The organism is Methylobacterium sp. XJLW (assembly GCF_003254375.1).
Classification (GTDB): Bacteria; Pseudomonadota; Alphaproteobacteria; order Rhizobiales; family Beijerinckiaceae; genus Methylobacterium; species Methylobacterium fujisawaense.
On record NZ_CP016429.1, the window covers coordinates 326046 to 343505 of the forward strand.

At 70.4% G+C, this 17460-nt stretch carries 18 protein-coding genes; 8 read left to right on the forward strand and 10 right to left on the reverse strand.

The features are described 5' to 3' along the window. Positions 1–80: 80 nt before the first annotated feature. The 3 genes from A3862_RS01400 (at position 81) to A3862_RS01410 (ending at position 4170) form a co-directional block, all read left to right on the forward strand. The gene (locus tag A3862_RS01400) at positions 81–1304 is read left to right on the forward strand and encodes a glycosyltransferase family 4 protein (RefSeq protein ID WP_043760601.1); all 1224 of its coding nucleotides are present in this window, start codon (positions 81–83) and stop codon (positions 1302–1304) included. Continuing rightward, a complete protein-coding gene (locus A3862_RS01405; protein ID WP_043382244.1) occupies positions 1301–2812 on the forward strand; it encodes a lipopolysaccharide biosynthesis protein in 1512 nt (503 codons plus the stop codon). The genes A3862_RS01400 and A3862_RS01405 overlap by 4 nt, the downstream gene beginning before the upstream one ends. Before the next feature lie 119 nt (positions 2813–2931). After that, a complete protein-coding gene (locus A3862_RS01410; protein WP_236961656.1) occupies positions 2932–4170 on the forward strand; it encodes a hypothetical protein in 1239 nt (412 codons plus the stop codon). A 45-nt stretch (positions 4171–4215) separates the two neighbouring features. Here A3862_RS01410 and A3862_RS01415 read toward each other — a convergent pair whose 3' ends face one another. From A3862_RS01415 to mdcA, 8 genes are all read right to left on the reverse strand, one after another. Then, entirely contained in the window at positions 4216–5697 is a 1482-nt protein-coding gene (locus A3862_RS01415) for an aldehyde dehydrogenase (protein WP_043382250.1), read from the reverse strand. A 69-nt stretch (positions 5698–5766) separates the two neighbouring features. Next, positions 5767–6750 (reverse strand): GDP-mannose 4,6-dehydratase, encoded by a 984-nt coding sequence (locus A3862_RS01420; RefSeq protein WP_043755072.1) that lies wholly within the window; start codon positions 6748–6750, stop codon positions 5767–5769. Between the two features lie 176 nt (positions 6751–6926). Next, positions 6927–7853, reverse strand: coding sequence for an acyltransferase domain-containing protein (locus A3862_RS01425; protein ID WP_043755069.1), 927 nt, complete (start codon positions 7851–7853; stop codon positions 6927–6929). After that, positions 7850–8509 carry a malonate decarboxylase holo-[acyl-carrier-protein] synthase gene (mdcG, locus tag A3862_RS01430; RefSeq protein ID WP_043755067.1) on the reverse strand — a complete coding sequence of 220 codons (660 nt, stop codon included), beginning with the start codon at positions 8507–8509 and terminating at the stop codon, positions 7850–7852. Before mdcG ends, A3862_RS01425 begins: the two co-directional genes overlap by 4 nt. After that, positions 8502–9218: a biotin-independent malonate decarboxylase subunit gamma gene (gene mdcE / locus A3862_RS01435; RefSeq protein ID WP_043350649.1), complete on the reverse strand. Its 717-nt coding sequence runs from the start codon at positions 9216–9218 to the stop codon at positions 8502–8504. Before mdcE ends, mdcG begins: the two co-directional genes overlap by 8 nt. Continuing rightward, positions 9205–10134: a biotin-independent malonate decarboxylase subunit beta gene (locus tag A3862_RS01440; protein ID WP_043755064.1), complete on the reverse strand. Its 930-nt coding sequence runs from the start codon at positions 10132–10134 to the stop codon at positions 9205–9207. The genes mdcE and A3862_RS01440 overlap by 14 nt, the downstream gene beginning before the upstream one ends. Before the next feature lie 2 nt (positions 10135–10136). Further along, complete coding sequence (mdcC, locus tag A3862_RS01445) at positions 10137–10445, reverse strand: malonate decarboxylase acyl carrier protein (RefSeq protein WP_111473155.1); 309 nt, start codon at positions 10443–10445, stop codon at positions 10137–10139. A 39-nt stretch (positions 10446–10484) separates the two neighbouring features. Next, entirely contained in the window at positions 10485–12131 is a 1647-nt protein-coding gene (gene mdcA / locus A3862_RS01450) for a malonate decarboxylase subunit alpha (protein WP_043755058.1), read from the reverse strand. A 227-nt stretch (positions 12132–12358) separates the two neighbouring features. Here mdcA and madL point away from each other — a divergent pair, with 227 nt between their 5' ends. From madL to A3862_RS01465, 3 genes are all read left to right on the forward strand, one after another. Beyond that, positions 12359–12817: a malonate transporter subunit MadL gene (gene madL, locus A3862_RS01455; protein WP_043755057.1), complete on the forward strand. Its 459-nt coding sequence runs from the start codon at positions 12359–12361 to the stop codon at positions 12815–12817. Between the two features lie 17 nt (positions 12818–12834). Next, positions 12835–13599 (forward strand): malonate transporter subunit MadM, encoded by a 765-nt coding sequence (gene madM / locus A3862_RS01460; RefSeq protein WP_043760600.1) that lies wholly within the window; start codon positions 12835–12837, stop codon positions 13597–13599. Positions 13600–13722: 123 nt separating this feature from the next. Next, positions 13723–14391, forward strand: a complete 669-nt coding sequence (locus A3862_RS01465; protein WP_043380236.1) for a GntR family transcriptional regulator — start codon at positions 13723–13725, stop codon at positions 14389–14391. Between the two features lie 323 nt (positions 14392–14714). Here the strand turns inward: A3862_RS01465 and A3862_RS01470 are convergent, their stop codons facing one another. After that, positions 14715–15086 (reverse strand): cell division protein ZapA, encoded by a 372-nt coding sequence (locus tag A3862_RS01470; protein WP_043345206.1) that lies wholly within the window; start codon positions 15084–15086, stop codon positions 14715–14717. A 41-nt stretch (positions 15087–15127) separates the two neighbouring features. Beyond that, positions 15128–15412, reverse strand: coding sequence for a DUF4164 family protein (locus A3862_RS01475; RefSeq protein ID WP_043380241.1), 285 nt, complete (start codon positions 15410–15412; stop codon positions 15128–15130). A gap of 450 nt (positions 15413–15862) precedes the next feature. On the opposite strand from A3862_RS01475, the gene gap reads away from it, so the two are divergent. Next, a complete protein-coding gene (gene gap / locus A3862_RS01480; protein ID WP_043345211.1) occupies positions 15863–16867 on the forward strand; it encodes a type I glyceraldehyde-3-phosphate dehydrogenase in 1005 nt (334 codons plus the stop codon). A gap of 89 nt (positions 16868–16956) precedes the next feature. Then, a complete protein-coding gene (locus A3862_RS01485; protein ID WP_043755051.1) occupies positions 16957–17442 on the forward strand; it encodes a hypothetical protein in 486 nt (161 codons plus the stop codon). The last annotated feature ends 18 nt before the right edge of the window (positions 17443–17460 follow it).

The window sequence follows — 17460 nt, forward strand, 5'->3', positions numbered from 1 at the left end:
GGATCCTCACCGAGGAGCCGCGCTCCCAGGGCCAGGACCGGCCGAGCGATCAGGGCGCCGCACGCGCGGTGACCGGCCCCTTGCGGATCCTGCACCTCAGTGCCCTCTATCCGCCCTACATCGTGGGCGGCGCCGAGCGCTCGGTGGAGCACCTCGCCGAGGAACTGGTCGCCGCCGGCCACACGGTGGCAGCGGCCTGCATTGCCCGGGACCCGGAGCCCAAGAGCGTGCGCGGCGGCGTCACCGTCTACCGCATGGCGCACCACAACGATTTCTGGCTGGAGGACTGGCCCAAGGCGACCCGGTTCGGCCGCGCCTGGGCCAAGCTCAAGCAGCAATGGAATTTCGCCGTCGCGGCCGAGTTCGGCCGCGTCCTCGACGATTTCCGGCCCGACATCGTCAACACGCACTCGCTGCTCGACGTCTCGACCCTGGTCTGGCGCGAGGCGGCCAAGCGCGGGATCCCGATCGTCCACACGGTCTGCGAGTACGACCTGATCTGCGGCAACGCCGCCATGTTCCGGGACGGCAAGCCGTGCGACCGCTGGCATCTGGGATGCAAGGTCGTGAACGCCGCCAAGCAGATCACCAACCGGTCTGTGGACGCGGTCGTCTCCGTCGGCACCGAGATCCTCAAGACCCATGTCGATCACGGCCTGTTCGCGCATCTCGCGCCCGAGCGGCGCCGGGTGATCTTCTATTCCTGCACGGTCCCGGAGGGGGATCCCGCGGCGCGGCGGCAGATCGACCGGACCGACCGGCCGATGACCTTTGGCTATCTCGGTCGGATCAACACCGAGAAGGGGGTCGGCACGATGATCGACGCCTTCCGCCGGATCGGCCCCGGCGACTGGCGCTGCCTCGTCGCCGGCCAGGCGATGGACGACTCCATCGCGCGTTTCACCGCGCAGGCCGAGGGCCTCCCCATCGAGTTCGTCGGATGGGCCAAGCCCGCCGACTTCCTCAGCGCCATCGACGTGCTCATCGTGCCCTCGTTCTGGGCCGAGCCTTCGCCGCGGACGATCTACGAGGCCTATACGATGGGCGTTCCGGTGATCGGCGCGGCCTCGGGCGGGATCCCCGAGCTGGTCGGTGAGGACAACGCCGAATGGCTGTTCACGCCGGGCGACGATGCCGATCTCGCGGCGCGGCTACGAAGCGTGATCGCCCGGGGGCGCAAAGACCTCCCGGACGAGCGCGCCTTCCAGCACGTGATCCGCGAGTCGACGTCCGAGCGCGTCGCCGAGAAGTATCTCGACCTCTATGCCGAACTCGTCGCCGAGCGCCGGGCAACCCGCCCGTGAGCGCCGCCGCGCCGGTGCTTTCGGAAGCCGCCGCTGCAGAAGAGGAGCCTGGGCTCGCCTCCGGCGCGGAGGTGACGCGCCGCTCGTTCGACGCCGCGCGCTGGGTGGCGGTCGCGTCCGTCGGCAACGTCGTCCTGAGCTTCGGGGTGTTCCTCGTGCTCGCCCGGCTGATCGGACCCGCTGAGTTCGGGATGGTGGCGATCGCCGCCGTCTTCATCGACATCCTGCAGATCGTCGCCCGCTGCGGCCTGCCCGACGCGGTCGTCCAGCGGGCAGACCTCGACGAGGACTTCGCCGCCACCGCCTTCTGGGTCATGCTCGCCACCGGCGCCCTCTGTGCCGTGGGGCTGGTCGCATTGTCCGGGCCGATCGCCTGGATCTTCGACCTTCCGGCGCTGCAACCGGTCCTGTGCGCGCTGTCCGCCTGTTTCGTCATCACGGCCGCGGGCGCGATCCACGAGGCGCGGCTCCAGCGAAGCTTCGGCTTCCGCAAGCTCGCCCTGCGGGCGCTGGGCGCCAACATCTTCGGTGGCGCCGTCGCCCTCGTGCTGGCCCTCGACGGCTACGGTGTCTGGAGCCTCGTGGTTCAGCGCCTCGTCGCCGCGACGGCGACCACGCTCCTCACCTGGGTCGCGGCCCGCTGGATTCCGCCGCTGCGGCTGCACTTTGCCTCCGTGCGCGAGCAGATCGCGTTCGGCTCGCGGCTGTTCTGCACCTACCTGCTGCTCGTCGCCTCGATCCGGAGCCAGGAGGTGATCGCCGCCTATTTCCTGTCCGCGGCCGATGTCGGCTACCTGCGCCTCGCGTGGCGCTGCATCGACCTCGTGAGCCAAGTGGCGGTCATCCCGCTGACCACGGTCGGATTGACCACCTACGCGCGCCTGCAGGATCGGCCGGGCGAGCTGGCGACGGCCTTCTATGGCTTCACCGAGGCCTCGTCCTTCCTGGCGGTGCCCGCCTTCTTCGGCATGGCGGCCGTGGCCCCGACCCTCATCCCCTTCCTGTTCGGCGATCAGTGGCACGACGCGGCGCCGGTGCTCCGGATGCTGGCGTTCCTGGCCCCCGAATTCGTCGCCACCTCGATGCTGTGGATGATCTTCACGGCGCTGGGGCGGAACGGCATGGCCCTGCGGCTCGCGGGCGCGCAGTTCGGCCTCGGCGCCGTGGCGGCCGTCGTGACCGCGCCCTTCGGCCTCGCCGCCCTCGTCGCCGGGCACGTGGTCCGGGCCTACCTGTTCTCGCCCGCGATCGTCGCCAGTGCCGGGCGCATCGTCCCGGTGACGAATGGGCGCCTCGTCCGGATCCTGACGCCGATCACGCTCTGTGCCGGCGCGATGGCCGGGCTCGTGCTGCTCGTCCAGAGCCCGCTCGACGCCGCCCTCGGGGATCGGGTCGGCCTCTTCGCGGCAATCGGCACCGGGATCGTGGCCTATCTGGGTCTCGCCTGGTTCCTCATGCGGGACACGCTCCGCACGGCGCTCGGCTTCTTCCTGCGTCGCGCCGCCTGATCTGCACCCTCCGCCAACCTTTCTGGGCGACATTGTCCGCCGAAGGTCGCGGCCGGCGGAGACGGTTCATCGGCGGCGGGTGCGCGTTCAGACGGTGCGGGACCATGACGGGACAGGCGGTGCCCATCGGAACAGGTGCGCCGGCCGCGTCCCTGCTGGCGGATCGCGTCGCGGTGTTCCTGCTCGGCGCGGCCCTGAACTTCAACGTGTTGACCTCGACTTTCGGGCTGCCGTTTCAGCGCCTGTCCGACCTTCTCCCGTTTTTGCTCATCCCCTGGCTCGGGCTGCGCCGCGCCGTCATCGCGGAAGCTTTACGTCAGGCCGCGCCGCTCGCCGGCATCCTGGCGCTCGTCGCGGCCTCGCTGGTGCTGAAGGCGCACAAGCAGGCCGGCGACGTCTACCTGACCCTCGTCCTCCTGCTCTACGTGGTCCAGGCGTTCATCCTGCTGGTCATGTTCCGCGACCGGCGCGTCGAGGACGCGTTCTGCGTCGGCCTGCTCGCCGGCCTGCTCGCCTCCCTCGCCGTGCTGCTACTCGCCGCTTCGGGCCTGCAGCTCGAAAAGTTCGGGCTCGCGGTCCCCACGGACGGGCTCGACGAGGAATTGAAGCTGTTCGTGCAGGACAAGCAGGGTGGCCTCTGGGCCTCGGGAAACGAGACCGGCCATGTCTTCGCCCTGGGCGGGACGGCGGCCCTGGTGCTCAGCCTGCGCTATCGCCTGAAGGCGATCTATCTCGCCTATTTCGCGGCCCTGCTGGCGAGCTTCCCCTTCACCAACAACCGCGCCGGCCTGTTCATGCCGCTGCTGTTCCTCGGCCTGCTGATGCGGCGGAACCTCAAGGCGCCCGCCGTGCTGGCCGTGTTCGGTGTGCTCGGTCTTCTGCTCGTGGCCTGGGCGGTGACGGGGGAGATCCCTCTGCCGGGAACCCTGTCCCAGGCGATCGAGCGGCGCTTTGCCGAGGATCGCAACGTCACGGGCAATTTTGACGAGCGGTTCCTGTCGGGCGTGACCGCGCTCCAGCTCGTCGTTGAATACCCGTTCGGCGTCGGCGAGGTCGCCAGGCGGGAGGAACTTCAGGCGCTGACCGGCCTCGTGACGCCGCATAACGGCTTCGTCTCGCTGGCGCTTCAGAGCGGCATCGCGGTGGCGCTGCTGCTCCTCTCCGGTCTGGGCCGGATCCTGCTGGCGCCCGCCGCCTTCGGGCCATTCCTGACCTACAGCGCCCTGTTCCTCATCCCGTCGCTGATGTTCGAGGAGCTGTCGGTCAACCAGTATTTCCTCTTCTTCATGGGCTTCATCCTGGCATCCCTCGCCCTGCCGCCCGACCGCGCGGCATCCGCGACCGGCCAGCGACCCTGAGGGCCGGCCGCGCCGCCGCGATCTGCAACGGCGCGGCCGCTGCCATCACCGCATGACGAAGGGGTTCTCCGGCGCGTCGCGGCTGGTCGAGATCCAGACGCTCTTGGTCTCCAGGAACTCGCGGATCGACTCGATGCCGCTCTCGCGGCCGATGCCGGAGCGCTTCATGCCGCCGAACGGCATCATGTAGCTCACCGCCCGGTAGGTGTTCACCCAGACGGTGCCGGCCCGCAGCCCCTTCGACATCCGCATCGCGCGGCCGATATCCTGCGTCCAAACGCCGGCGGCGAGCCCGTAGATCACGTCGTTGCCGAGCCGGAGCGCCTCGGCCTCGTCCTCGAAGCCGATGATCGACAGGACCGGGCCGAACACCTCCTCCTGGGCGATACGCATGTCGTTGGTGACGCCGGTGAAAATCGTCGGCTCCACGAACTGGCCGCCGAGCACGCCGGGACCGGAGGCGGGATTGCCGCCGAAGACGCAGCGGGCCCCCTCGCTCTTGGCCAGCGCAATGTAGTCGAGCACCTTCGTGTATTGCGGCGGCGTGGTGATCGGCCCGATATTGGTGTCCGCCTGCATCGGGTCGCCGAGCTTGGCGGTGCGGGCGAGTTCGATCAGTCGGTCGGTGAATTCCTGGCGGATGCTGTTCTGAACCAGCAGGCGCGAGCCGGCGATGCAGGTCTGCCCGGTGGCCGCGAAGATGCCCGAGATCGCGCCCGCGGCGGCGGCCTTCAGGTCGGCATCGGCGAAGACGATGTTGGGCGACTTGCCGCCGAGTTCCAGGGAGACGCGCTTGATCTGGCGCGCGGCCGCTTCGTAGACCTTCGCGCCGGTCGCGTCAGAGCCCGTGAAGGTGATCTTGGCAACGTCCGGATGCTCGACGATCGCGCTGCCGGCCTCGCCGCCGAAGCCGGTGATGACGTTGAACATCCCGTCGGGCAGCCCCGCCTCCTTGGTGAGCCGGGCGAATTCCAGCGTGCTGGCTGAGGCGAACTCGGAGGGCTTCACCACGACCGCGCAGCCGGCCGCGAGCGCGGGCGCACATTTCCAGGCCACGAACAAGAGCGGCGAGTTCCACGCCGTCAGCGCCCCGACCACGCCCACCGGCTCGTGCCGGGTGAACGCGAAGGTCTCGGGCTTGTCGATCGGCACCTGGGCGCCCTCGACCTTGTCGGCAAGCCCCGCATAGTACCACCACCATTCCGGCTGGTAGCGGGTCTGGCCGTACATCTCGGCGAACAGCTTGCCGTTGTCGCGGACCTCGACCTCGGCGAGAGCTTTCGCTTCGCGCTCCACGAGGTCGCCGATCCGGCGCAGCACCTTGCCGCGCGCGGTGGCCGTCATGGTGGCCCAGGGGCCCTCCCACATGGCGCGCTTGGCGGCGGCCACCGCCCGGTCGACATCGGCCCGCCCGGCACGTGGGATCCGGGCCCAGGGCTCACCGCGATAGGGATCGATGGACTCGAACCACGAGCCCTCGACCGGATCGACGAATTGCCCGTCGATGTAGAGCTGGTAGGTCTTCACGGCGCGCTCCTCCGACTGCGGATGCGCGCCATATGGATCCGGGGCCCGCCTCCGGCGAGCCCGGCCGTCTCAGGCGTTGGCGCTGAGGCGCTTGATGTCGGCGTCGACCATCTCGGTGATCAGGGCCTCCAGGCTGGTCTCGGCCTCCCAGCCGAAGGTCGCCTTCGCCTTGGCGGGGTTGCCGAGCAACACCTCCACCTCCGCGGGCCGGAACAGGGCCGGGTCGATGACGAGGTGGTCGTCCATGGTCAGGCCGACATGCTTGAACGCGATCGCGCACATGTCCCGCACAGTCGTGGTCCGGCCGGTGGCGATCACGTAATCGTCCGGGCGGTCCTGCTGCAGCATCAGCCACATCGCCTGCACGTAGTCGCGGGCGTGGCCCCAGTCGCGCTTGGCGTCGATGTTGCCGAGCCGCAGCTCCTTCTGCGTGCCGAGCTTGATCCGCGCCACCGCGTCCGTGACCTTGCGGGTCACGAACTCGACCCCGCGCAGCGGGCTCTCGTGGTTGAACAGGATCCCGTTCGACGCGTGCAGCCCGAAGCTCTCCCGGTAGTTGATGGTCATCCAGTGGGCGTAGAGCTTGGCCACACCGTAGGGCGAGCGCGGGTAGAACGGCGTCGACTCGCTCTGCTTGGCCTCCTGGATCAGGCCGAACATCTCCGAGGTCGAGGCCTGGTAGTAGCGCGCCTGGGGGGCGACCGAGCGCAGGCATTCCAGCATGTGCGCGGCGCCGAGGCCGGTCACCTGCCCGGTGAGAAGCGGCTGCTGCCACGACGAGGTCACGAAGGACTGGGCGGCGAGGTTGTAGATCTCGTCGGGCTTGGAAGCCTGGACGATGCGCATCAGCGCCGAGAGGTCGAGCAGGTTGCCGTCGACCAGCTCGACATCGTCGAGGATGCCGAGCCACTTCAACCGGTGGTCGAACACGCCGGCATGACTGGAACGCCGCACGATGCCGGTGACGGCGTAGCCCTTCTGCAGCAGCAGCTGCGCCAGATAGGCGCCGTCCTGGCCCGTCACACCCGTGATCAGCGCTCGCTTGGCCGTCATGAACCCGTCCCGTCCCGAAGATGCCCGGCTGCTACGACCGCAACGGGCCGCGCGTCAAGGCGAGGTGTCGACATCAGTATTGTGCCAGGCGAGCGGGGCCGGACTGGCCCATCACCAGACTAGCGTCGCAGAGGCACGGCCAACCGCAATGGATGTGCGGCATATGTGCGGCGTGACTAAGGTCGCGCGAGCCAGTCCGTCACACCGCTGAGCGAGCGGAATTCCTCGACGGCGTGGACGCGTGCCGCCGGGAGGGCGGCCCGGGCCATCGTGGCGAGGGCATGCCCCGGCCCGAGTTCGAGCACGCGGTCCGCGCCGTACTCGCGGCACGCCTCAAGGCAGGCGGCCCAGTCGATCGTGCGCGAGATCTGAAGCGCCAGCTTCTCGCGACCGTCCGCGTCGCGAAACACCGTGCTCCCGTCCAGCCCGCTGACAAGGCGCGGCGCGCGGGCCGGCGGACGGCGCGGCGACACCGCGGCGAGCGCGTCCCGGAAGGCCACCGTTGCGGCATCCAACAGGGGCGTATGCGACGGCGTGTGGACGGGCAGGACCACGGCCCGCTGCGCGCCCGAGCCGGTCGCATCCCGGCACAGCGCCGCCAGCGCCTCGCGCGGACCGCCGACGACGCCGCTGTCGGCCGCGTTGCGGATGGCGATGTGGCAACCGTGGCGTGCCGCAAGATCCGCGAGCGCGTCGAGGCTCAGACCGCGGATCCCCGCCAGCCCGAACCCCGCGCCGGAGGCGGCATCCATGGCCTCCGCGCGTCGCGCAGCGAGAGCGAGCACGTCCGCGTGGTCGAGGCGTCCGGCGACGCCCCAGGCCGCGAGATCGCCGATGCTGTAGCCGGCCACGATCGAGCGGTCCGATGCCGCCCCGGCCAGCGCCCGCCACGCCGTCAGGGCGGCGACGCAGCACAGGATCTGACCGGTCCGGTTCGCCTGCAGGTTGTCGCCGCCCGCGCGGGCCAGGTCGCGCGGATCGGTGCCGCCGAGAAGCGGTCTGGCGGAAGCGAACACGTCCTGCGCGGCCGGATGATCGGCCGTGAGGTCGAACATGGCCGGGTGCTGGCCGCCCTGGCCGGAGAGGAGGATCGCGAGGGTCATGCCGGGCTCTGGCCGCGCAGGCCCGCGACCGCCTGCAGGGCCAGACGGTCCAGGCTCTTGGCGAGCACCGAACCGTCCTCCGGCGCGTCGCGCAGTTCGCGCCAGTGCAGACCGGCGCCGTCCGGCAGGAGGATCTCCCCATCGATGCCCATCGGTGCCGTCCCAGCCACGGCGGCGATGCCGTCGAGAAGACCGACCGGCACCGGAACTCGGCACGGCCAGAGCAGGTCGAGGTCGGAGGCGGCGCTCAGGTAGGTGAGGCCCGTGACAGCCTGCCAGAGGAGGCTGCCGAAGGGGCGCGGCACCAGGCCGTGCCGTCGGCCGAGCGCCGTGAGGGCGTCGACGGCCGGACCCCAGGACGCCGGGGCGTCGGCGGCGGCCTCGGCGAGGCTCACCGCCGGTACGGGCGACAGCGCGGATGCCGGCAGGGCGAGCCCGATCCGCCGCTTGCCGTCCGCGGGCGGCAGCGGCAGGCCGAGCGGCACCGCGTCGCCGGTCTCACCGGGAACACGGCGGCGGACGATCAAGGGCCGGCCCGCCGCGGCCCAGCCCTCCAGATGGGGGACGGCGCAGAGATCGGGCCGGTCCGCGCGCCACGCGTCCCAGGCCGCCGGATCGACGCGGACGAGGTCGTGGCGTCGGAAGGGCTCAGCCAAGGCGCGCCTGATCGGCGACGGCCGCCGCGACGGTGTGGGCGACCGGGCGGCCGCCCCGCTCGGCGCCCAGCCGGTCGCGGACGTCCTCCGCCTCCATCGTGTCGATCACCGCGCGGATCTGGCCGCCAAGGGGCCGGTCCTGGTCCAGAACGACGTGGACAGCACCGGCCGCCACCATGTTGTCGAGGCCGGGGGCGAAGACGGGGGTCGACTTGGCCATCTCCTCAAGGGTGTCGAGGGGCAGCTTGGTCACCCGGGCGACGGACGGCAGATCCATGACGCTGGGATTGGCCCCGGGCAGCGCCGCCAGGACCCGCGTCGCGAGGGCCGTGGCGATGAAGGCGCCGGCGGCCGAGTGGCCGTAGATCAGCCCGATCGTCGGATGGCCCGACCGGTCCGCCAGGAGCAGCGCCTTGGCGAGATGGGCGAGGCATTCGTTGAGACCCAAAAGCTCGTCACGGCGGCTCATGCGCTGGCTGTCGGAATCCACCGCCACCAGGATCGGCGCGCGGTCGCCGGTGCGCACGGCATTGAGCACGGCGCGCGACAGGACGAGCGCCCCGTCGACGCCGAGGGGCGTGTCGCCGTCGATGCCCACCACGTGCATCGGGCCGTCCCCGAACGGACCGGTGCCGGTCACGAGGCCCTCGCGCACCGCGACCGCGTGGCCCTGCGGGAAGAGGGAGGCGAGGATCTCAGCGAGCGTCATGGTCGGCCTCCGGGCTTCGTGCCACGGTCTCCGCGAAGGCGTCCGTATCCATTGCCGGCACGGATTTGGGATCGTTCACACCCAGGCGGGCCCAGACATCCGTGGCGTCGCGGCAATCGCCGAACCGGTCGATCCGGGCTTCCAGGCGGGCCTGCTCGGCTTCGAGGGTGTCCAGGTCGAAGGCCGGCGCGCGGCCGACGAGATCGCGGGCGGCCTTGCGGAAGGCCGAGACGATGTCGGCGCAGAAGGCGTCGGCACCCCCGATCAGGCGGCGGTGCTTGCCGCCCATGGTGCGCCAGACCAGCGCCCGGTCGCGGGAATCGAATTCCTCCGCGCCCTTGTTGGTCTCGATGACCTCGGGGCCGGACACCGAGATGCGGCCGCCCTCCGAGACCGCGAGCCGCGAGCAGGTGCCGGCGATCAGGCCGCCGCCGCCGTAGCAGCCGGCCCGGCCGCCGATCAGCCCGATCACCGGGATGCCTGCGACGCGCACATCGACGATGGCCCGCATGGCCTCGGCGATGGCCGTCTCGCCGGCATTGGCCTCCTGCAGGCGGACGCCGCCGGTGTCGAACAGGATCAGCACCGCCTTCGGCTTCAGCGCCAGGGCCGCCCGGAGCAGGCCGACCAGCTTGCCCCCATGCACCTCGCCGAAGGCCCCGCCCATGAAGCGGCCCTCCTGGGCGGCGATCAGGACCGGTTCGCCGTCGAGGCGCGCGCGGCCGACCACGATGCCGTCGTCGAAGGCGCGCGGCAGGTCGAACAGCGGCAGGTGCGGGCTCATGCGCCGCTCCGTCGGCGGCAGGAACTCGTGGAAGCTTCCCGGATCGGTGAGCGCCAGCACCCGCTGGCGGGCGGTGGCCTCGTACCAGCTCAGGGCGTCCGGATCGATGCTCGCGGCGCGGTCGCCAGCCATGGTCAGGCCTCCATCAGCCGCGCGCCCTGGAGCAGGCGCAGCGACACGGTGTCGGGGCGGGCACCGCCGTCGTTGATGCTGATGCGCAGGCCCCCGGGCTGCGCCCGGGCGACGAAATCGGCCACCACCGCCTCCCAGACGTCGCTGTAGCCGGCGATCGGGGTCTCGATGGCCACCTCGCAGGCATCCGGCGGCAGGACGCGCTCCAGAAGAATCTCCAAGTTGCCGGACGCCACGACGCCGGTGATCGCGCTCGGCACCGAGCCGGGCAGCGGCTTCTTCGTGGTGTGGCGGAAGGTCAGAGATTCCATGGCCGGCTCCTTGCCAGAGCACCCTTCATCGCGCGCCGCTCACCAGTTACGGAACCGGGCCGGCGGCTCGTAGAGCCCGCCGGACCAATGCACGAGATCCTTGATCGACTTCGCGGCGAGCAGCGCCCGGTCGGCGTCCAGGGGCTCGATGCCGAGATCCTCGGGGCGACGGATGACACCCCGGGCGCGCAGCGCCTCCACCTTCGTCCGGTCCCGGCCGCGACCGACCTCGGTGTAGCCGGCGACGCCCCGGATCGCCTGCTCGCGCTCGTCCGCGTCCCGGCAGAGCAGGAGGTTCGCGATACCCTCCTCGGTGACGATGTGGGTCACGTCGTCGGCGTAGATCATGACCGGCGCCAGTTCGAGGCCGATTTTCTTCGCCAGTTCGAGGGCGTCGAGCTTCTCCACGAAGGTCGGGACCAGCTTGTCGCCGAAGGTCTCCACCAGCTGCACCACGAGCTTGCGCCCGCGCATCAGCGCCGGGTCGCCGACGATCTGGCCCTCACGGCCGGCCTTCATCCAGGCATCGGAGGGATGGCGCCGGCCATGCGGGTCCGAGCCCATGTTGGGGGCGCCCCCGAAACCCGCCACCCGGGACTGCGTGACGGTCGAGGAATGGCCCATCAGGTCGATCTGGAGCGTCGCCCCGATGAACATGTCGCAGGCGTAGAGACCGGCGGTCTGACAGAAGGCCCGGTTCGAGCGCAGACTTCCGTCCGCGCCGGTGAAGAAGATGTCGGGCCGCTCACGGATGTAGCGGTCCATCCCGACCTCGGAGCCGAAGCAGTGGACCTGCTTGACCCAGCCGGATTCGATCGCCGGGATGAGGGTCGGGTGCGGGTTGAGCGCCCAGTGGGTGGCGATCTTGCCTTTCAGGCCGAGCTTCTCGCCGTAGGTCGGCAGCAGCAGCTCGATCGCCGCGGTCCCGAAACCGATTCCGTGGTTCAGCCGGCGGATGCCGTACTCGGCGTAGATCCCCTTGATCGCCATCATGGCGATTAGGATCTGGGTCTCGGTCATCGCCGCCGGATCGCGGGTGAAGAGCGGCTCGACGTAGAACGGCGTGTCGGCCTCGACCACGAAGTCCACCCGGTCGCCCGGGATGTCGACCCGCGGCACCGTGTCGACGATCTCGTTGACCTGCGCGACCACGACGCCGTTCTTGAAGGCGGTCGCCTCCACGACGGTCGGCGTGTCCTCGGTGTTCGGCCCCGTATACAGGTTGCCGTTCCGGTCGGCCGAAACGCCGGCGATCAGCGCCACGTTGGGCGTCAGATCGACGAAGTAGCGGGCGAACAGCTCCAGGTAGGTGTGGACCGCGCCGAGCTCGATCTGGCCGCCGTAGAGCATCTTGGCGATGCGGGCGCCCTGCGGACCGGAATACGAGTAGTCGAGCCGCTTCGCGATCCCGGTCTCGAACACGTCGAGGTGCTCGGGCAGCACGATCCCCGACTGGACCATGTGCAGGTCGTGGATCTTGTCGGGATCGCAGGCGCTCAGGCCGCGGGCGAGGCAGTCGGCCTGCTTCTGATTATCGCCCTCGAGACAGACACGGTCGCCGGGCCGCAGGATCGACTCCAGCAGGTCGACCACGGCCCCGGCCGGCACGACCTTGCCGTCCGCGTGGGCGCGCCCCGCCGCGATGCGCGCGTCCCGCGCCCGCCTCTCACCGCGCCACTCGCCCATCCGCGTGCTCCAACCGGTGTACTAAATGATATCTAGCGGTTGTTCCGGTATTTTCAAACCCGGCGCAATCACAGTTTCGTATACGGGATTGCGTGCGTGTGAACATATTGCATACTTCGCGCAACGGCCCCCGAGGCCGATCCGGGAAGGGAACGCGCCATGTTGCACGCGTCCACACGGCCGTCGGATGCGGCCGGAAGCGCCGCTCCAGTGAACGGGCAACGCCGATGATCGTCCTCGGTGTCGCCCTGCTCGCCGCCGCCACGCTGATCGGCGTGTATCTCGGCGACCTTCTTGGCCTCGCTCTCGGCGTCAAGGCGAATGTCGGCGGCGTCGGCATCGCCATGATCCTGCTCATCGCCGCGCGCCTGTGGCTGTCGCACCGGGGTCGCCTGACCAAAGGGGTCCAGTTCGGCGTCGAATTCTGGGCGGGGATGTACATCCCGATCGTGGTCGCCATGGCGGCCCAGCAGAACGTCGTGGCGGCCGTGAGCGGCGGTCCGATCGTGCTGATCGCGGCGACAGGCTCCCTGGTCCTGTGCTTCGGCGCCGTCGCCCTGCTCAGCCGGATCGGACGGCGCGATCCCGGCAGCGACGCCGTGGAGCATGGCGGCTCCGTGATCGGCGGCGACGCCGAGCCCGAAGCGGTGGCGCCGGCCGCCGCGCCCGGCGCCAGGAAGGGGTGAACGCCATGGGACACGACATCTGGCACGGCATCGAGCACGTCTTCGTCGAGCAGAGCCTCGTGGCCGCCTTCGCGGTGGTCGGCGCGCTGATCCTCGTCTCGAACTACGCCGCCAAGCGCCTCACCAAGGGCCGCGTCCACGGCTCCGCGATCGCGATCGTGCTGGGGCTGGCACTCGCCTATCTCGGCGGGCTCTACACGGGCGGGAAGAAGGGCCTCGCCGACATCCCGGCGCTTGCCGGGATCGGCCTGATGGGCGGGGCGATGCTGCGCGACTTCGCCATCGTCGCCACCGCCTTCGAGGTGGACGTGATCGAGGCGCGGCGTGCGGGCCTGCTGGGCGTCCTGGCCCTCGCCCTCGGGACGATCCTGCCGTTCATCGTCGGCACCCTGACCGCCGTGGCCTTCGGCTATCACGACGCGGTCTCGATCACGACGATCGGCGCGGGGGCGATCACCTACATCGTCGGGCCCGTCACCGGCGCGGCGATCGGCGCGGATTCCACCGTGATGGCGCTGTCCATCGCGACCGGGGTGACCAAGGCGGTCATGGTCATGGTCGGGACGCCCCTGGTGGCCCGGTTGATCGGCCTCGACAACCCGCGCTCCGCGATGGCGTATGGTGGCCTGATGGGCACGGTCAGCGGGGTCGCGGGCGGCCTCGCGGCGACCGATCCGAAGCTCGTCCCCTACGGCGCGCTGACGGCGACGTTCCACACCGGAATCGGCTGCCTCGTCGGCCCCTCGATCCTGTTCCTGACGGTGCGGGCCCTGGTCGGCTGAAGCGGCTTCGTTCCGGCGCGTCCGGTCGCGATGCGGATTCGCCCGTGCGGATTAGGGTATGGTTCCGCATCGTCTTCCCGAAGACTGGCAGGCGCCGCTCATGGGATGATTGAGGAACGGCGGATGCACGGCGACTTTCAGAAGATCGACAGCGGGCTGCTCTCGGACCGGATCCGCGACGCGCTCACCGACGCCATCGCGTCAGGGACTATCGCGGCCGGCACGGCCCTCGACGAGCAGAACCTGGCCGATCGCTACGGCGCGTCGCGCACGCCCGTCCGGGAGGCGCTGCGCCAGCTCGCGGCCTCGGGGCTCGTGGAGATCCGGCCCCGCCGGGGCGTCGTGGTGGTGCGCCTCACGCCGCAGCGGATCGCCGACATGTTCGAGACGACCGCCGAGATCGAGGCGATGTGCGCCCGGCTCGCCACCTACCGGATGACGCCCCTGGAGCGCGGGGAGCTCATGGAGCTTCACGAGGAATCCGCCAAGGCGGTCGAGGCGGGCGACGTCGACGCCTACGACCGGTTCAACCGCGCCTTCCACGAGGCGCTCTACACGGCGACCCACAACGGCTTCATGGCCGAGCAGGCCCTGGCGATCCGCGAGCGCCTCGCCGCGTTCCGGCGCACGCAGCTCCGCCACGCCGACCGGATCCGCCGTTCGCGGGAGGAACACGGCGAGATCCTGGCGGCGATCGCCGAAGGGGACGGCGAGACGGCCGCCCGGCGAATGCGCGCGCACATGCTCCGGGCGGCGGCGGCGCTGGGGCGCTACATCGCCGAGACGGAATGAGGTTTTCGGCGGCGATGATCGGTCCGGCGCGGCAACCCGGCCCCGGACGGTCTCACGGTTGCGCGAAGACCAGTCCGACCACGAACCGAAAGGGCCTCGAACGGTCGATCAGCACCGGCAGCCGGTGACGGTCGTGTTCAAGGGGACCGGCGTCGTGCCCGCATCCACGTCAGTCCAGAGGGGGTGAGGCTTCCCGGCAATCCCGCCGCTGTCGGCGCCGCCGGGGTCGGATTGCGGTCCGCGAATGGCTCGCGCGCGGCGTCGGAATGCGAACCGGTTCGACAGTGCAGGCGTCCGGCTCCTTTTCGTTCACGTGGTGTCGTTCACGTGCGCGGACTCACCCCGCCGAGCGCGTCGGCGAGCTTTCCGATATGCTCGGCCGCCCGCCCGATTCCGACGGCCGCCCGCTCGGCATCCTCCGCTCGCCCGCGCTCGGCAGCCTCGGCAGCGGCGCGCAGCGCCGCGACGTCGGTCTCTAGGGTCGCGTACCGCATGCGCAGCTCCGCGAGCTCGTCGACGATGGTCAACGCCGCCATGACCTGAAGGCGCATGTCCCCGATCTCGCCGAAGCTCTTGCGCATCTCGCCGATGCGCCCATCGAGGGTGGCGGCGAGGCCGGTGAGATGCGCCTCCTCCCCCTCCCCGCAGGCCATGCGGTAAGAGCGGCCATCAATGGTCACGTTGATCTGCGGCAAAGGCGGCTCCGCTGTGCGCTCGACAGGCGTAGGCGTGGGGATCAGGCGCGCCCGAGCACATCCTGGACGGTCTCGATCGCCCGGTCGAGCCGATGCCCGACCTCCCCCGTGGTCGCCGAGACGGTGGCGAGACGGGCGCTCGCAGCGTCGAGAGCCGCGGCGAGGCGGGCCCGATCCTCGTCCATCAGCGCGAGTTCCGCATCCCGGTCGTCGGGCTGCGCGGCCACCTCAAGGCGGCGCTGGACGACGGCATCCAGGCGGTTGATGGCCGCCTCGAGGCGGCGGAGGGCGTCGTCGATGGAACGGAGCTCGGTCTCGTCGGCCATGGTTCTGTGTCTACCTCGACAGCAAGCTTTCCGTCGAATGCAGCCGAAATTCCAGGGGGAAATGGCCTTCGATCCCCGATCCGGGTGAACTCCGAATGGATCGTGCCGATCCCTGTTTATTGGACGGTGGATCGAAGGTCTTTGTCACGGCGACGCGTTTGACAGGTCGAGGCTCCATGCTAGACAGCCGCGCGATCCCGAGAGGGACCGCGCGAGACATGCCGGAGGGCCGGTCCGCGACAGTTCCGAGGCCTCAGCCGGCACCGTCCGATCCGACGGTCACGCGCGTGGAAGCCCGGCCTCTCCCGGTCCGGTTCATCGCAGGTTCAAACCCGCCCGCACAGATCCCGCCCGGCCCGGCCCGGACGGTATGGCGGGCCGCCGAGACCGCTCCGCGGACCATCCCCCAGGTCCGGCGCGCGGCGAGCCGCATCAGGAAGGAGTCACGCCGTGACGAAGGTTGCCATCAACGGGTTCGGACGCATCGGCCGCAACGTCCTGCGCGCGATCGCGGAGGCCGGCCGCAGCGACATCGAGGTCGTGGCGATCAACGATCTCGGCCCGGTGGAGACCAACGCCCACCTGCTCCGCTACGACTCCGTGCACGGCCGCTTCCCCGGCGAGGTCGCCGTGGACGGCGAGTTCCTGGTGGTGAACGGCAAGCGCATCAAGGTCACGGCCGTGCGCAACCCGGCCGAGCTGCCGCACCGCGACCTCGGCGTCGACATCGCGCTGGAATGCACCGGCATCTTCACCTCGAAGGACAAGGCGAAGGCCCATCTCGACGCCGGCGCCAAGCGCGTCCTCGTCTCGGCCCCGGCCGACGGCGCCGACCTGACGGTGGTCTACGGCGTCAACCACGACAAGCTCACGGGCGAGCACCACGTCGTGTCGAACGCCTCCTGCACCACCAACTGCCTGGCGCCGGTCGCCCAGGTGCTGGACGCCGCGGTCGGCATCGAGCGCGGCTTCATGACCACGATCCACTCCTACACCAACGACCAGCCCTCGCTGGACCAGATGCACAAGGATCTCTACCGGGCCCGCGCCGCGGCGCTCTCGATGATCCCGACCTCGACCGGCGCCGCGAAGGCCGTCGGCCTCGTGCTGCCGGAGCTGAAGGGCAAGCTCGACGGGACCGCGATCCGCGTGCCGACCCCGAACGTCTCGGCGGTGGACCTCGTCTTCACGGCCAAGCGCGCGACGACGGTCCAGGAGATCAACGACGCCATCAAGGCCGCCGCAGCCGGCCCGCTCAAGGGCGTGCTGGGCGTCACCGACCGGCCGAACGTCTCGATCGACTTCAACCACGATCCCCATTCCTCGACCTTCCACCTCGACCAGACCAAGGTGATGGACGGCGTGCTGGTGCGCATCCTGACCTGGTACGACAACGAGTGGGGCTTCTCGAACCGCATGGCCGACACCGCCGTGGCGATGGCCAAGCTCATCTGAGCCGGACTGCAGCGGTCGCCGCCTCCTGAGAGGTCGGCGGCCGCACCACTCTTCGGACGGCCTTTCTTCGAACCAGGGACTCTCCAGGGATGACCGACGCTTCGCAGGGCACGTCGAGCGGGCCGGCTGCCGTGCCGCCCGCCCCCAAGCCGGCTCCGCCGCCGCCCGCCACACCCGCCGCCGCACCGACCGCGGCCCCTGCCGCACCCGCGGTCCCATCCCACCCGCTTCCGGCCAACCAGCTCTTCGATCAGCTCGCGCGGATCGAGGACAAGTGTTCGCGGATCGAGGACAAGTATGCCCGCTCCGAGGCACTGCTGTCCCGAGTCGAGGACAAGGTCGAGAATGCGGCGAACCGGATGAATGAATCGGCGCGCCAGTCCGACCTGGCGGCGCTCCGGACGGAGATGCGCGGCCTCGCCGAGCGCACCCGGCGCCTGCCCGGGACCGGCGCCCTCGTCCTTACCGCCGTGATCACCGCCATCCTGACCGTGGTCCTGATGGTCGCCGTCCAGCGTCTGAATCTCGACCGCCTGCTGCCGCAGCGGGCCACCATCGGCACCACCGCGCAGTAATCGCCCTCGCCCCGCACA